Annotated in this window: 11 protein-coding genes; 6 read left to right on the top strand and 5 right to left on the bottom strand. The window is 72.3% G+C overall.

Annotated features, from left to right (window positions below):
- Window positions 1-172 precede the first annotated feature (172 nt).
- Window positions 173-580, top strand: coding sequence for a GFA family protein (locus K7C98_RS36020; RefSeq protein ID WP_224196407.1), 408 nt, complete (start codon window positions 173-175; stop codon window positions 578-580).
- Between the two features lie 63 nt (window positions 581-643).
- Here K7C98_RS36020 and K7C98_RS36015 read toward each other — a convergent pair whose 3' ends face one another.
- Window positions 644-3,271, bottom strand: coding sequence for an MMPL family transporter (locus tag K7C98_RS36015; RefSeq protein WP_224196406.1), 2,628 nt, complete (start codon window positions 3,269-3,271; stop codon window positions 644-646).
- Window positions 3,272-3,302: 31 nt separating this feature from the next.
- On the opposite strand from K7C98_RS36015, the gene K7C98_RS36010 reads away from it, so the two are divergent.
- From K7C98_RS36010 to K7C98_RS36000, 3 genes are all read left to right on the top strand, one after another.
- Window positions 3,303-4,070, top strand: a complete 768-nt coding sequence (locus tag K7C98_RS36010) for a YybH family protein (RefSeq protein WP_224196405.1) — start codon at window positions 3,303-3,305, stop codon at window positions 4,068-4,070.
- 42 nt (window positions 4,071-4,112) lie between these two features.
- The gene (locus K7C98_RS36005; RefSeq protein WP_224196404.1) at window positions 4,113-5,435 is read left to right on the top strand and encodes a vWA domain-containing protein; all 1,323 of its coding nucleotides are present in this window, start codon (window positions 4,113-4,115) and stop codon (window positions 5,433-5,435) included.
- A 138-nt stretch (window positions 5,436-5,573) separates the two neighbouring features.
- Window positions 5,574-7,586, top strand: coding sequence for a choice-of-anchor L domain-containing protein (locus tag K7C98_RS36000; RefSeq protein ID WP_224196403.1), 2,013 nt, complete (start codon window positions 5,574-5,576; stop codon window positions 7,584-7,586).
- A gap of 57 nt (window positions 7,587-7,643) precedes the next feature.
- Here K7C98_RS36000 and K7C98_RS35995 read toward each other — a convergent pair whose 3' ends face one another.
- The 3 genes from K7C98_RS35995 to K7C98_RS35985 form a co-directional block, all read right to left on the bottom strand.
- Window positions 7,644-9,164, bottom strand: coding sequence for a 4-hydroxyphenylacetate 3-hydroxylase family protein (locus K7C98_RS35995; RefSeq protein WP_224196402.1), 1,521 nt, complete (start codon window positions 9,162-9,164; stop codon window positions 7,644-7,646).
- A 30-nt stretch (window positions 9,165-9,194) separates the two neighbouring features.
- Window positions 9,195-10,376 (bottom strand): sensor histidine kinase, encoded by a 1,182-nt coding sequence (locus K7C98_RS35990; protein ID WP_224196401.1) that lies wholly within the window; start codon window positions 10,374-10,376, stop codon window positions 9,195-9,197.
- Between the two features lie 131 nt (window positions 10,377-10,507).
- Window positions 10,508-11,818 (bottom strand): N-succinylarginine dihydrolase, encoded by a 1,311-nt coding sequence (locus K7C98_RS35985; RefSeq protein WP_224196400.1) that lies wholly within the window; start codon window positions 11,816-11,818, stop codon window positions 10,508-10,510.
- Window positions 11,819-11,886: 68 nt separating this feature from the next.
- Here K7C98_RS35985 and K7C98_RS35980 point away from each other — a divergent pair, with 68 nt between their 5' ends.
- A complete protein-coding gene (locus tag K7C98_RS35980; RefSeq protein ID WP_224196399.1) occupies window positions 11,887-12,393 on the top strand; it encodes a DnaJ C-terminal domain-containing protein in 507 nt (168 codons plus the stop codon).
- Window positions 12,394-12,480: 87 nt separating this feature from the next.
- On the opposite strand, the gene K7C98_RS35975 is transcribed toward K7C98_RS35980, so the two are convergent.
- On the bottom strand, window positions 12,481-13,611 hold the full coding sequence (locus tag K7C98_RS35975) for a hypothetical protein (protein WP_224196398.1): 1,131 nt from the start codon (window positions 13,609-13,611) through the stop codon (window positions 12,481-12,483).
- Window positions 13,612-13,701: 90 nt separating this feature from the next.
- On the opposite strand from K7C98_RS35975, the gene K7C98_RS35970 reads away from it, so the two are divergent.
- Window positions 13,702-15,297 carry a L,D-transpeptidase gene (locus tag K7C98_RS35970; RefSeq protein ID WP_224196397.1) on the top strand — a complete coding sequence of 532 codons (1,596 nt, stop codon included), beginning with the start codon at window positions 13,702-13,704 and terminating at the stop codon, window positions 15,295-15,297.
- Window positions 15,298-15,327 lie beyond the last annotated feature (30 nt).

The raw sequence follows: 15,327 nt of genomic DNA, 5'->3' as shown, positions 1-15,327 counted from the left end.
CGCCTCCGACCACGCGGCCGCGTTCGGCCGTCGCCTCGTGACGCTCTCGCTCGGGGGTCGCCAATTCGGTCGCGGGCCGACGCGCCGGCACCCGGCACCTTCGCGCTCGAATGCCTGCCCCGCGCCTGCCTGGCGATTGACAGCCAGGCGGCCCCGGGGCTATGGCAGACGCATGAGCGCGAAAACGTTCAAGGGGAGCTGTCACTGCCAGGACGTCCAGTTCGAGGCGGACATCGACGTGGCCGCCGGCAGCGGCAAGTGCAATTGCTCGATCTGCACCAAGACGCGGTCCTGGGGCACCATCGTCAAGCCCGACGCCTTCCGCCTGCTCCAGGGCGAGGGCGCCCTGTCCGACTACCAGTTCGGCTCGAACAGCATGCACCACCTGTTCTGCCGCCGCTGCGGCGTGCGCCCGTTCGGCCGCGGCCACCTCGACGTCCTCGGCGGCGACTTCGTGATGATCAACCTCGCCTGCCTCGACGACGTCGACTGGAGCGCGCTGGCGGACGCGCCGATCAACTACTCCGACGGCGCCAACAACAACTGGCAGTCGCCGCCGGCCGAGACGCGCCACCTCTGAGCTTTCGCACCTGCGCCGAGGGACATGCCCGCTCGGGCATGTCCCTCGAAGCATGCCGGCGGCTCAGTGCATGCGGACGCGGCCGAACATCAGCAGCAGGGCCGGCAGGACCAGCAGGCTGGCGACCAGGCAGCTCGAGATGCCGAGCACCATGACGAGGCCGAAGCTCTTCATGCCGCCGTAGTCGCTGAGGGTCAGCGAGGCGAAGCTGGCGATGGTGGTGAGGGCCGACAGGACCACGGCGCTGCCGGTGCCGCGGACGAGGTCGTCGAGGCGGGCGTGGCTGTTGTGCTGCTCGCTCTCCTGGCAGCGGTGCATGAAGTGGACGCCGAACGCGGTGCCGATGCCGATGACGAGCGGCAGGGAGACGATGTTGGCGACGTCGAAGGTCTGGCCGACGGCGGCCATCAGGCCGAGCATCCACAGCCAGCCGAGCACGGTGGGGACCAGCGCGAGCGCGCCGTCGCGGAGCGAGCGGAGCTCGAGGGTGACGACGAGGAGGATCAGCAGCGCGGCCCACAGGGCGGCGCGGCGGAACCCGGCGACGATCATCGACGAGTGCAGCTCGATGTTGATCGCCAGGCCCGAGGCGTCGGGCGCGACGGCGACGACGGCGTCGCGGAAGCGGGCCGCCGACGCGGACTCCCACGGCGACACCGCGGGCACCACGAACATCGCCAGGCCGGTGCCGTCGCGGCCGACGAAGCGGGCGCGGAACAGCGGCGGCAGGTCGGTCGGCAGGTAGCTGCCGCGCGCGGCCACGTTCTTGGCGGTGGTCCAGGCGCGCGCGAGCAGGTCGGCGACCTGCGGCTCGGCGGCGGCGAGCCGCTTGCGCTCGTCCGGGCCGGCCTTGTCGAGCCGGTCGCGCAGCGCGCGGAAGGCCGCCTGCGCCTGGTCGACCGCCTCGACCGGCTGCCCGCCCTGCTGCAGGGCGAAGCGGACCTCGTCGAGCGCGTCGACGATCGCCTTGATCTTCGGCAGCAGCTCCTCGGGCGTGGTCGCCCGCGCGGCCAGCCTGGCGAAGTCGGGCAGCGGCCCGAGCTTCTCGATCGCGCGCAGCTGCTCGAGCCGCGTCGCGTCGAGCGGCGGCAGCAGGTCGGTGGCCGTCTGCACCCCCGCGACCTCGGGCAGGGCCCGCAGCGCCTCGGTCTTCTGCCGCGCCTCCTCCACGCTGTCGGCGGCGACGTTGGCGTAGACCGGGCTCATCAGCGGATCGCCCTCGAGCGCCTCGAGCGCGCGCACGCTCTCGCTGTTGCGCGGCAAGAAGTCGAAGTAGCGGCCGTTGAAGGCGATCCGCGACAGGCCCCAGCCGCCGCCGATCGCCGCCAGCACCGCGAGGGCGACCAGGGGCACGCGCGCGCGCGCGACGAAGCCGACCAGCCGGTGCACCAGCGGCGGCTCCTTCTTGACCGCCGCGAGCCCGGTCTTGCCGGCCACGGCGAGCAGCGACGGCAGCACGAACAACGTCGACAGGACCACGAACCCGAGGCCGACCGCGGTGATGACCCCGAGCTCGGCGTAGGCGGTGAAGTCGGAGCCGAGCGTGGTGAGGAACGCCAGCACCGTCACCAGCGCGCCGACGAGGATCGGCGGGCCGGTGTGCATCAGCGCCTCGCGGATGGCCCCGCTGACGTCGGAGCCGGCGCGCCGCTGCTCGTTGAAGCGGTGCATCATGTGCACGCCGAAGTCGATGCCGAGCCCGAGCAGCGTCGACACGAAGCTCGACGTGATCAGGTTGAGGTAGCCGTAGTACCAGTAGACGAAGCCGAGCGTGAGCGCGAGCCCGCCGAGCAGCGGCACCAGGCTCAGCACCGTCTGCCGCAGCGAGCGCAGCATCACCAGGCACAGCACCAGGATCGCCATGCCCGACCACATGCTCGACTGGACCAGCCCGCGGCTGACCAGCCGCTGCTCCTCGACCGCGAGCGCGGGCAGGCCGGTGAGGTCGGCGGTGACCCCCGCGGGCCCGGCCGCGAGCGCGGCCTCGCGGATGTCCTTGATCCGCGTGATGAGCGGCGCGAAGTCGCTGACCTCGTTGCCGAGGAACTCGGGGAACACGCTGACGATGTGGTGCTTGCCGTCGACCGTCTGGATGTAGCCGGCCTCGTCGCGCCCGCGCACCGGCGCCTCGCCGGCTTGCGCCTGCATCGCCGCGCGCATCAGATCTTCGCCGCCGAGGTAGCGGTCGAAGGTGCTCGCCAGTCCGCCGAGCTGCTTGAGCCCCTCGGCCGCGCGCGCGGGATCTTGCGGGGCCGCCTCGCCGTCGAGGCCGGCCTGCAGCTGACCCTCGATCGCCCCGAACCACGCCGGCAGACCGCCCTCGACCAGCGGCGCGAGCGCCACGTCGGGCGGCAGACTACCTGTCACTTGAGACAGGATCTCGGGGCGCTGCAGCAACAGCACCTCGGCGACCTCGCTCGGCCCGACGCGGGCCAGCACGCGACCGCGCAGCTCGGGCACCGCCTCGAGGTCCGCGACGAGGCGGTCGACGACGGCGCGGCGATCTTCGGCGCGCTCGCCCGAGACCACCAGCACCGGCGCGTCCGGGTTGCCGAAGCGGTCGAAGAAGCGCAGCATCCGGGCCTGGTCCGGGTTGGTGTCCGACACGAGCCCGTAGCGCGAGGTCGACACGCGCAGCTGCGGCAGCGTCACCGCCGAGCCGACGACGAACAGACCTGCGACCGAAAGCACCAGCCCCGGGCGGCTCAGGCTCAGGCTCGCGATGCGAGAAAAGATCCGTTGCGGAAGAGATTCGGGCATCGGCGGCGGGCCCCTGAGCTATACTCGGGCTGTGTTCTGGGCAACTTATCCAGGTTTTTTGACCGTCCCGGGCGCCCGAAGGTGTGACGCGGAGCACATGTCGCCCGATAACGCGGCTCAATGCCATGCAGGGGGCCGTAGAAGCGGTCCGGGGCGAGCCGTCGGCGCCCCTCGCGGGGGCGCGGCGCGAGGGATCTGGCGCGGAGGGGTCCTCGTCCTGCTCGGCGTCGTCGTCGTCGTCGTCGGCGGGTGTCGCTTCACGAGCAACGATCGCCGCGCGATCGAGGGCGTGCTGTCCGAGCAGTCCGCGGCGTGGAACCACGGCGACCTCGACGGTTTCTTGCGCGCCTACGAACCGTCGGAGCAGCTGCTCTTCACGGCAGCCGGCGCGATCCGGCGCGGCTTCGCCGAGGCGCGCGCGCGCTACCTCGAGCGTTATGGCGCGCAGACCGAGACGATGGGCCACCTCGACTTCGAGATCCTCGACATCCGCGGGCTCGATCATCGCAGCGCGGTGGTCCTCGGTCGCTGGCGCCTGACGCAGACGGAAGAGGCCGGCGCGGGTGTCTTCACGCTGGTGTTCCGGCGCGACGGTCGCGGCTGGTACATCGTCCACGACCACACCTCTGTCGACAGCGACAGCGGCTCACCGCCCGCGGACGGCGCCGACGCCTCTGCGCCCGCGTCGGCACAAAAACAGTCGGACACGCGCGCGGACCCTGAGTTATAGTCGCTGTCGACATTTACTCCGTTTTCGCGCGGGAGAGTGGTGATGCGACGTCTTTCGGGTGTTCTGTTCCTGGCTTCTTGCGGGCTCGCGGGTGGTTGCGGCGACAACGGCAACAACATGGCGACCGCCACCGACAACACGATGACGTCGACGCTGCCGCCGATCACGACGACCGGCCCGAGCACCGATTCGACGACGACGGACACGCCGACGACGACCGAGGGCACCGCCAGCGCGACCGAGTCGAGCTCCGCGCCGACGACGACCGAGGGCACGGCGACCGAGAGCACCACCGAGCCGGTCGACACCACCGCGGGCCCGACCACCGAGCCCGAGACCACGACCACCAACTCGACGATGACGACGATGGGCACCACCGGCGACACGCCGTGCCAGGAGATCTCCGTCACCGTCCAGCCGGTCAAGCCCAACACCATGCTCGTGCTCGACAAGTCGGGCTCGATGGTCCTCAACAAGTGGGACGACGACGCCAACGCCAACACCCCCGAGGTGACGCGCTGGTACAGCCTCTACGCGGTCGTCACCCAGGTGCTGACCGACTTCAACGACAAGTTCAACTTCGGCATGAACCTGTTCCCGTCGAAGTCGGCGAGCGGCGACTACAACATGCAGGCCTGCGTCGTGAACGACAACGTCGAGGTGCCGGTCGCCGAGCTCAACAAGGACGCGATCATCCCGGTCCTGCCGGCGCAGACCAACATGACGATCGCCGGCGGCACCCCGACGGCGCGGGGCATGACCGCGGCGCTCAACCACCTCAAGACGCTCGACCCGGCGATCCCGCGGGTCGTCATGCTGGTGACCGACGGCGCCGCCAACTGCAGCACCACCGCGGGCAACCTCAACCAGCTGTTCGAGGCCTACGACGACAACCTGGCGCCACTCGTCGGCGAGGCGTTCATGGTCGACGGCATCCCGACCTACGTCATCGGCATCGCCATCGCCAACATGGTCAGCGGCATGCAGCAGGACGGCAGCCCCAACGGGATCAACCCGTACGACAAGCTCAACGAGCTGGCGGAGGCCGGCGGCGTGCCGAAGGCCGGCGACGAGAAGTTCTACAGCGCCAGCAACGCGATCGAGCTCAGCGACGCGCTCAACGCCATCGTCCAGCAGGCCCAGAGCTGCGTGGTCGCGCTCGACGCCCCGCCGGCCTTCCCCGACGAGACGATCGTCAAGATCGGCAACACCGAGGTGCCGAAGATCACCGACTGCGCGACCGAGAGCGGCTGGCGCTACGTCGAGCCGATGCCGTACGCGGCGATCGAGCTGTGCGGCACCGCCTGCACCGACCTCAAGATCGCCGGCGAGGCCGACGTCGAGTACTACTGCACCGCCGGCTGAGCGCCGCCGCGCGGCGGCCACAGCGCATGATTCGAGCCGCGCGCACCGTCGCGCGGCCGCGTCGCGCCGTGCTCCCCGAGCGGGCAGGTTTGCCGCCGTCGCGGCGGCACGCCTGCGCAAGGGTCCCATCTTGCGAGCATGCGAATCAGTTGCCGGGGCCTCGTCCCGATAGGTATCACGCTCGTCTCGCTGTCGTCCGCCTGCAACGATGACCGCCCGGCCGCGACGGCCTCTGACGCCACGACGGCGATGATCACCAGCGCCCCCGGTGTCGCGACGGCGACGACCGGGCCGGAGACCGATACCGCCGTGCCGACGACGAGCGAGGGCGAGACCCTGGCGACCGGCGGCGAGACCACCACGCCCCTGACCGCTCCGGGCGGCTGCCCCACCGGCTGTCCCGAAGGACAGTATTGTGCCGGCGACGGCTGTCAGCCCGGCTGCGCCGGCGACGGCGACTGCGTCCCGCCGACCACCTGCGACCTCGCCGACCACACGTGCAAGGGCTGCAACGGGGACGCCGACTGCAACCTCGGCGAGGTGTGCGACGCGGGCGCCTGCGCCCCGGGCTGCAGCGCCACCCAGCCGTGCGCCGGCGGCCTGGCCTGCTGCGCCGGCGCCTGCGCCGACCTGCTGGGCGACCCGAACCACTGCGGCGGCTGCGAGCCGTGCTCGCCGCTGGCCAACGCGGAGCCGACCTGTTCGATGGGACAGTGCGTCCTCGGGCCCTGCGGCGGCGGCTTCGCCGACTGCGACGGCGACCCGAGCAACGGCTGCGAGACCCAGGGCAGCTGCAAGTGCACGCCCGGCGTCGCCGAGGCCTGCTACGGCGGCCCCCCGGGCACCAAGGACGTCGGCACCTGCAAGGCCGGCATGCGCGTGTGCAACCCGCAGGGCACCGGCTTCGGCCCGTGCCAGGGCGAGATCCTGCCGGTCGCCGGCGAGGTGTGCGCCAACAACCTCGACGACGACTGCGACGGCGAGACCGACGAGGACGGCGACGCCGACGGCGACGGCTGGACCGTGTGCGGCGGCGACTGCTGCGACGAGATCGGCCCCAACTGCCTCAACCCCGACCTCGTCAACCCCGGCGCGTTCGAGGTCATGGGCAACATGGTCGACGACGACTGCGACGGCATGCCCGACAACGTCCTGCCCGCGTGCGACGGCGGCCTGCCCAGCGACTCGAGCGACGCGCTGCAGTACGCCCGCGCCATCGACCTGTGCCAGTTCACCACCGAGGACCCGCCGCTCGCCGAGCGCAAGTGGGGCGTGATCTCCGGCGCCTTCAACCGCTCGAACGGCGCCGGTGCGCCGGCCCCCGCGGCGAAGTCGATCCGCTCCGGGTTCGGCACCGTCATCGTCCCGCAGAAGAACCAGAGTTTGGCGGTCCTGTCGACCGGCCACGCCGCCGACACCTCCGACACCAAGCCGGCTTTCTCCGCGTTCCAGGGCGGCACCGATCTGGCCACGCCCGCGGCGGTCCCGGCCGACTGGCTGGCCGCCAACGGCAACAACTTCCCCAACGCGCCGGGCTGCCCCGAGCCGGGCGGCGGCGCGACCGGCCAGGACACGATCCAGCTCAAGCTGCGGATCCGGGTGCCGACCAACGCGCTGTCGTTCAGCGCCTACGTGTACTTCTTCTCGAGCGAGTACCCCGAGTGGGTGTGCAGCCCGTACAACGACTTCTTCCTGACGCTGGTCGACGGCAACGGCGCCGGCAACCCGGCCGACAAGAACGTCGCCATCTACAAGAACCAGATGAACCAGCTGTTCCCGCTCGGGGTCAACATCCTCAAGGGCGCGCCCGGCCTGTTCACGCAGTGCAAGAACGGCCAGATCAGCTGCGCCTACCCGCCGAGCGGCAGCTACGACAGCTGCAGCGGCAACGGCGAGCTCGCCGGCACCGGCTTCCACACCAGCGAGCCGGCGCCGCACTTCAAGGACGACCCCGGCTGGTGCGGCACCAACAACCAGGCCGGCGGCGGCACCGGCTGGCTCAAGATGTCCGGCAACGTCCAGCCCGGCGAGACGATGGAGATCCGGTTCGTCCTGTGGGACACCGGCGACCCCTGGTACGACTCCCTGGTGCTGCTCGACAACTTCGAGTGGTCGCTGCAGGCGTCGCAGCCGGGCGTCAAGCCTGGGTGAACCGGAGAACATGTCGCCGGGAGCATGCCGCCGAGGACATGCTCCAATGGACATGTCTCATGGGTCCTTGCCGTCGACCTCGTCGGTGATGCCCGCCAGCGCGCGGGCGAGCGCCTTCTTGTCCTCGACCTGCATCTGCCGCGCGATCTGGATCCGCTGCGCCTGCGGCGAGCCGGCCCCGTGCATCGACTCGGTCAGGTAGCCGACGGCGTTGCGCCCGAGCGTCAGGTTCTCGATCAGCCGCAGCGCCCGCGCGCGCGCCTCGGCCGAGGTGCCGTCGCGGCCGCGCAGGTACTTCTTCAGCAGCGGCCCGACCTCGGGGTCGGCGAAGTCGTGCTCCGAGGGCAACGTGGCCAGGAGCCCGCCCGCGAGGTCCTGGGCCAGGCGGGCCAGCTCGTAGGGGAAGCGGGTGACGTTGTGCTTGCACACGTTGGCCAGCAGCGGGTCGTTCTGCCAGTTGCCGGCCGGCGTGGCCGTCGACTCGTGCGAGGCGGCGATCCCGGCCCCGTAGATCGTCTCGTTGAGGTGGGCCATCTCGACCAGCTTGTCGCGCACGTGCGAGACCTGCGGCACCCCGTTGTAGTCGGCGATCAGCGCGGCCGCGCCGATGAGCACGTCGCCGACGCCGGCCTTGCACACGTAGCTGCGGCGGTGGTACGCCGTGAAGCGCTCGACCAGGTCGGCCGCGAACTCGAACTCGCCGTCCATGAAGACCAGCTCGTCGGGCACGAACACGTCGTCGAGCACGATCAGCGCCTCCTGCCCGCCGTAGCGCGCGTTGCCGACGTCGACCGCGCCGCCCTCGAGCGCCCGCGTGTCGCACGACTGCCGCCCGACCACGAAGGTCAGGCCAGGGTGGTCGACCGGCACCGCGCACACGATCGCGTGGTCGCGGTCGCGCGGGCCGAGCCGCATCGTCGGCATCACCACGATCCAGTGCGAGTTGATGCAGCCGGTCTGGTGCGCCTTGGCCCCGCGGATCACCACGCCCCCGGGCTCGCGCCGGACCACCCGCACGAACATGTCCGGGTCGCTCTGCTCGTGCGGCGCCTTGCCGCGGTCGCCCTTGACGTCGGTCATCGCCCCGCCCACCACCAGGTTCTGCCGCTGCATCGCCCGCACGAACGCGCGCAGGCGGCCGTGGTAGGGCGTGCCGTGCGCCTGGTCGATGAGCCAGGTGGTGGTGTACAGCGCGTTGATCGCGTCCATGCCGACGCAGCGCTGGAAGCAGGTCCCGGTCAGCTGGCCGAGCCGGCGCTGCATCTTGTTCTGCTGCACGACGTCGGCCGCCGACTCGGTGACGTGGAGGAACCTGTTGACTCGCTCGCCGGTGGCGCCCACCACCGCGGTCGCCAGCTCGGGCCGCTCGAGCGCGAGGTCGTAGGTGCGCGCGACCGCGTTGATCGACGGGCGCAGGATCGGGTGGTCGACCGGCTCCGCCACCCGCTCGCCGAGCAGATACACCCGCAGCCCGCGGCCGCGCAGGCTGGCGATGTAGTCGTCGCCGCCGACGATCGGCGGGCGCGGCTTCAACCACGACGGAGACGGCTCGGTCACGCTTCCCTCGGCACCGGACATGCCGGGCAGGATACCCGAAAGGCGCAGCGTCTAGACGGACAGCGGCACCGGCACCGGCTGCGACTGCCGCGGCAGCGTGCACGTGAAGGTGGTGCCGCACTCGGCGCTCGAGCAGACGTCGATCGCGCCGCCGTGCGCGAGCACGATCTGGCGCGAGATGTGGAGCCCGAGCCCCAGCGACGCGCGCGTCTGCGTCGACAGGTCGCCGTGCTCGAACGCCTCGAAGATCGAGCCGTGGCGGTGCGGCGGGATCGGCGGGCCCCAGTTGTGGATCTCGATCACGGCCACGTCGCCGTCGACCCGCGTCGTCACGCGCACCACCGTGCTCGGCGGGCTGAACTTCAGCGCGTTGGTCAGCAGGTTCGACAGCACCTGGGCGATCCGGTCCGGGTCGACGCGCGCGGCGATCGGGTCCTCGCAGGCGTACTCGATCACGCGCTCGGGGAACATCGTCGCCGCCTCGTCGATCGACTCCTGCACGAGGGCCCGCAGCGACACGTCCTGCGGCCTGACGGGGATCCGGCCCGACTTCCGCTCGTGGGTGAAGTCCAGCAGGTCGTTGATGAGGCGCGTGGCCCGGTGCGCGCCGGTCTGGACCCGCACGAGCAGGCGGCTGGTCTTGTCGTCGAGCGCGCCGCGCCGCGCCGCGGCCTCGGCCGCGATCAGGATCGCCGCCAGAGGGCTGCGCAGGTCGTGCGAGACGATCGCGATCAGCTGGCGCTCGAACTCGCTGACGCGCTCGCGCTCGGCCGCGCCGGCCTGCAGGTCGAGGTCGCGCTCGCGCGAGAACTGGTCGACGGCCTCGCTGATCCCGCGGGCGAAGGCGGCGCACAGCACCCGCAGGTCGCCGATCTGCAGCGGCAGGCCCGACTCGTCGATGATGTCGAACAGCACCTCGCGCAGGAGGTCGTACTCGATGACGAGCGTGCGCAGGTCGAAGCCGACGCGGTAGCGCTGGCGGCCGTGCTCGCGGGCGACATCCTCGGCGGCGGCCGGGGCGGGCGCCGTGACCCCTTCCGGCGCGCGACGGCGCAGGGCGAGGGCCACGTGGTCGAGGAAGTCGGGCAGGCTGTCGTGCAGCGTCGGCTCGCTGACGTTCGCGCCGACCAGATCGCCGGCGCGGACGCGGTCGGCCCAGCGGCGAAGGATGAGTTCGCGGCGGTGCTCCAGCAGATCGGCGAGCGCGCAAGCCTGCGGAGAGGGGGATGTCATGGTCCCGTCAATGTAGCCGATGTCCAACAGCGGCGACCCGGCCGCGGGCGCCTCGCCGCTGCCCAGGTCACGCGTGCTCGGTCGCCCCCGGAGGAGCCGCCGGCGCCGGGCCGCGCCGGCGCCGGCCGCGGTCAGCGCTGGAACGAGTACACCGATCCCAACTCCAACAATTGCGTCAGCGCGTCGAGGGCGGTCTGCACCTCGCGCAAGAGCTGCGGGTCGGCGAGGTCGTCGGACGTGAGGCGGTCGCGGTAGTGCTTCTCCACCCAGGCGACGAGGGCGGCGTCGAGGGCGTCGTCGACGAGCACGTGGCCGCCGAGCGCGGCCAGCTCCTGGTCGTTCAGGCGCACGTGCAGGCGCAGCGACGCCGGTCCGCCGCCGTGGCGCAGCGCCGGTCGCAGGTCGACCTCGCGGATCTCCGCCACGTGACCGTCGGCGATCAGGCGGTCGAGGTAACCACGGGCCGCGGCGTTCTCACGGCTCTCGGCGGCGACCAATAGCCCGAGCTGTCCGTTGGGCAAGGTGTAGAACTGGCTGCCGAACACGCTGGTGGCCACCGCGTCCTGCAGCGGCAGGTCGGCGTTGCGGGCCAGCGCGACCTGCAGGGCCGAGCCGAGGCGCCGCCGCAGCTCGGTCAGCACGCTGCCGACGTCGCGCAGCGCGAGCTCGTGGATCAGCAGCAGCGAGCCGTGGGCGACCGCGAGGACGTCGGTGTGCGAGGCGCCGCCGTCGAGGCCGTCCGGGTGCTGCTGCGGGAACATCACCCGCGCCGGCTCGAGCTCGAGCAGCCGCGCCTGCGCCTGTGAGGCCTCGATCGTCTGGCGCGCCGGGACGCGCGAGGCCGCGTGGCGGACGTAGGCGCCGCGGCCCCACGCGAACACGTGGACCGCGGGCCGCTCGCCGACCTGCAGGCGCAAGGTGTTGGCCGCGCCCTCGTCGCCGAGCTGGTGCACCGCCGGCAACGGCTCGTGGACCGCGAAGCGCGCCTCGTCGCGGAAGATCGCCGACAGCACCGCGTGCGTCACCTCGGGCTCCTGCGCGCGGTGCAGCATGTGCTGCAGGTTGGCGACGACGAAGTGCACGCGGCCGTCGCGCGTGTCGCTGCTGGGCGCGACCGTCGCGGTGTTGGCGGCCCACATCGACGAGGGGTTGCTGCACAGCCGCAGCCACATGCCGTCGTTCTCGCTCGCGGCGCGCAGGACCCGCTCGTCGTCGCCGCGAAAGCCGAGCCGGCGCAACCAGCCGAGGTTGGGGCGCGGGTGCGGCGGCAGCACCGCCTGCCGCAGGCCGAGCGAGCGCGCCAGGCGGATCTTCGCCAGGCCGGCGAGGGCGGCCGCTCTGGGGTTGGTGGTCGATCCGGCGCGCTGGCTCGGCACGACGCCGGCGGCGAGCCCATCGTTGTAGGTCGGCCCGATCAGGCCGTCGAAGTTGACCTCGACCATCCTTCGCGTTTTGGCACCACCCAGGGCCGTGGCGCAAGCGCCGAGGCGCGCGGTATAGTGGCCCCGCGGTGACGCAGCTCGGCAGCATCTTCGAACCCGAGGCGCCCGGACCCCGCGGCCGCGACCTCCACGCCGACGTCACGGTCCCCGCCTGGGCCCTCGGCCTCCCGTTCCCCTTCGAGGTCCGCGTCCCGCTCGACCTCGCGGCCGAGGGCGGTTACGCGCGCCGCGTCGTGTCCTCGCTCGACACCGACGACCGCGTGCGCCTGTCGCTGCCCGCCGGCTTCCCACCCGGCGGCGTCGTGCGCCTGCGCGGCCAGGGCGAGGCGCACCCCGACGGCCGTCCCGGCGACCTGCTGGTCCACGTCGAGGTCGACCGCCGCAGCACCGAGCCGCCGCCCGAAGTGAAGCACGTGCTGGCCGCGATGCCGCGCCCCGAGGCGCCCGCCGAGGCGCCCGGCCCGCTCGCCTATCGCCTGCCGGTCCAGGGCCCGCCGCCGCTCAACGCCACCACCATGACCTGGCTGGCGGCGATCTTCGCCCTCGTCGTCGCGGCGCTGATGTACGGCCGCTGAGCTGGCTAAAGCGACATGTCCGATGCGGCATGTCCTGGTCGACATGCCCTCGGCGACATGCTCTCGGCGACATGTCCCGGCGCGCGCTCACGAGCCGAAGTAGAAGCCGACGAACAGCCCGAGGTAGACGGTGTGCGACATCGGCCGGCCCTTGGCCGCCGGCATGAAGCCGATCCAGCCGAGCTCGGGGCCGATCGAGAAGCCGCCGCCGCGGGTCGGCCGGCGCCTGGCCGCCCCGGGGAAGAACTCGTAGCGGGCCGCGGCCGTGAACACGGCCCCGCCGAAGCCGGACCGGTCGGTCCGGCCGCGCTCGCGGATCGCCCCGCCGCCCGCGCCGAAGCCGGCGCGCAGCGACAGCGGCAGCTGCTTCTTCGCCAGCGGATAGAAGCCGAAGTCGACCAGGAAGGCGCCCTGCAGCAGGCGCTGGCGCGGGTCGGCGGACCGGTAGGCGAGGTTGCCGCTGATCTCGATGCCGACGCTCATCCACGGGTAGATGACCTCGCCGACGCGAAACGTCGCCCCGCCGCCGGCGAACGGGTTCGGCGTGGGGAAGTCGTTGACCCGCGCGAAGCTGATGCCCGGGCCGATCGTGCCGCCCACGTAGGTGCCGTCGACCCGCGGCGGCTTCGCGCCGCTCGTCGGCGCCTCGGCCGCCTTCTCCGCCGCGGTCTCGGGGGTCGACACGGCCGCGGCGTCGCCCGGGCCCTCGAGCTTGCGCTCGGATCGCTCGCTGTCCTCGGGGACAGGTTCTTCCGCGCCGGCGTCCGGGCTCGCGGGCGCCGGTGAGCTGGCCGAAGGAGCAGGTTCGTCGCCGCTGTCCGCCGGAGCGGGGGACGGCGGCGGCGGTTCGCCCGTCGAAGGAGCAGGTTCTCTGCGAGCGAGCAGGGCGGTGCCGCGCGCCGACGCGGGCTCGCGGCCGCGGTCCTGCCGGCTGTCCGAAGGGACAGGCGATGGCGCAGCCCCGCGGCTGTCCGAAGCGCCAGGCGAGCGCGCGGGCTCGGCCTCATTCTTTTTAAAGATGTCTGAAAATACAGGTGGAGCGATCGCCGGCTCGGCGCGGGCGAGCGGCGCCGGCTCCGCGGGCCGGGCCGCGGCGGTGGACGACGCCGTGAGCGCCACCGCGAGCGCCGACGTCCATCGCGCGAGCCGCGAGCCGCGAGCCGGTGCGAGGACGGGGGCGGGCGCGGGACGCCGGGGCGGCGCGGGGACGAAGGTCACGGCGGAGAGCATGGACGAGGCCCGACGCCGGGAGCAAGCGGGTTGCCACCGCGGAGCCGCACGGCTATCGTCCGCGGCACCTTCGGCGACATGCAGCGCAGGCGGCTCATCGAGGGCGTCGGGAGCTTTCTCTGCGGCGTCGTCCTATCAGCGGCGGTCTACGAGACGGGCCTGCGCCGGCCCGGAGGCGAGGGCGAGGCGGCGGCCGCCGAGGCGACCGGCGAGCTCGCAACGGCCGGCGACCCGGCGCCCGAGCCCGAGGCGCCCGCGATCTCGCCCGCCGACGCGTCCGGCGAGGCGCCCGCGATCGCCGCGGACACGCCGGAGGCTCCTGCCGATCCTTATACGCCCGACGCCAACGGCACCTTCGTCGCGTTCCCGCCGGTCTACGTCGCGCCGCCCGAGTGGACCCCCGAGCTCGAGGCGACGTTCCCCAGGCACGGCCTCGTCACCGGCGTTGCCACGGTCGTGCGCGAGCGGACCGAGCGCGACGCGCCGATCCTCGGCATCCTGCGCGCGGGCGCCCGCGTGCGCGCCGACGCCGAGCTGAGCTTCGGCGGCGGCTGCACCAAGGGCTGGCACAAGGTCTACCCGGCCGGGTGGATCTGCCTCAACGCCGGCCTCGAGGTCGCCGACTCCCCGCCCGACGACGGCCTCGTCGCCACCCCGCGCGCGCGCCTCGACGCCGCCATGCCCTACGAGTACTGGCGCGTCTCGCACGACGGCACCCCGTTCTTCCACCGCCTGCCCGGCTTCGGCGAGCAGGACCAGGCGGACATGGCCGCGAAGACATGGCTCGCGGAACATGGCCGATCGCTCATGCCCACGACGCCGAGCGAGCGCCCGCCCGGGGTCCCGGCGGTGGTCAAGGAGTACCTCAACGCCGGCTTCTACGTCACCGTCGCCGGCGAGGCGGTCAAGAGCGAGCGCAAGTTCCTCCGCACCCTGCGCGGCACGTTCGCCCGCAAGTACCAGCTCGAGCAGCGCGAGGGCTCGACCTTCCAGGGGCTGGTGCTGCGCGGCGAGGACGACCTGCCGGTGCACTGGATCGTGCGCGAGACGCCGCTGCAGCGCCGCTCGGGCGAGGGCGAGGGACTGGTCAAGCTCGAGGACAAGAAGCCGACCCGGCGCTCGCGCCACCCGTTCGTCCGCAAGGTCACCGTCGGCAACGCCCGCTTCTACGAGGATGCCGAGGGCAACCTGATGCCCGAGTACGCCGTCGGCCAGTCGTACAAGCTGAAGCGCCCGCCCGGCATCGGCCCCGAGGAGAAGTGGGTCCACGTCGACCTGTCCGAACAGACACTCGTCGCCTACGTCGGCGACCGCCCGGTGTTCACCACCCTCGTCTCGACCGGCAAGGAGCCCGGCATGACCCCGGTCGGCGTCCACCGCCTGCAGAGCAAGCACATCGCCACGTCGATGCGCGACCAGCCGGTCGAGGATGACGCCTACTCGATCGAAGACGTGCCGTGGACGCAGTACTTTCACAATAACGTCGCGCTCCACGGCGCCTTCTGGCACGGCGGCTTCGGCCTGGTGCGCAGCCACGGCTGCGTGAACCTGTCGCCGCCCGACGCGCGCTGGCTGTTCGGCTTCACCGAGCCGGCGCTGCCCGACGGCTGGCACTCCGTCACGCCGTCGACCGGCCGGTTCGGCAAGGCCTCGGCGGTGGTCGTCACCGAGTGATCCTCGTACGACGGCGTGACCGGGGCCCAT

Origin of the sequence: Nannocystis pusilla (assembly GCF_020073745.1) — a bacterium.
GTDB lineage: Bacteria > Myxococcota_A > Polyangia > Nannocystales > Nannocystaceae > Nannocystis > Nannocystis radixulma.
The sequence above is the reverse complement of the archived record's forward strand: the minus strand, read 5'-3'. Positions and strand labels throughout refer to the sequence as shown.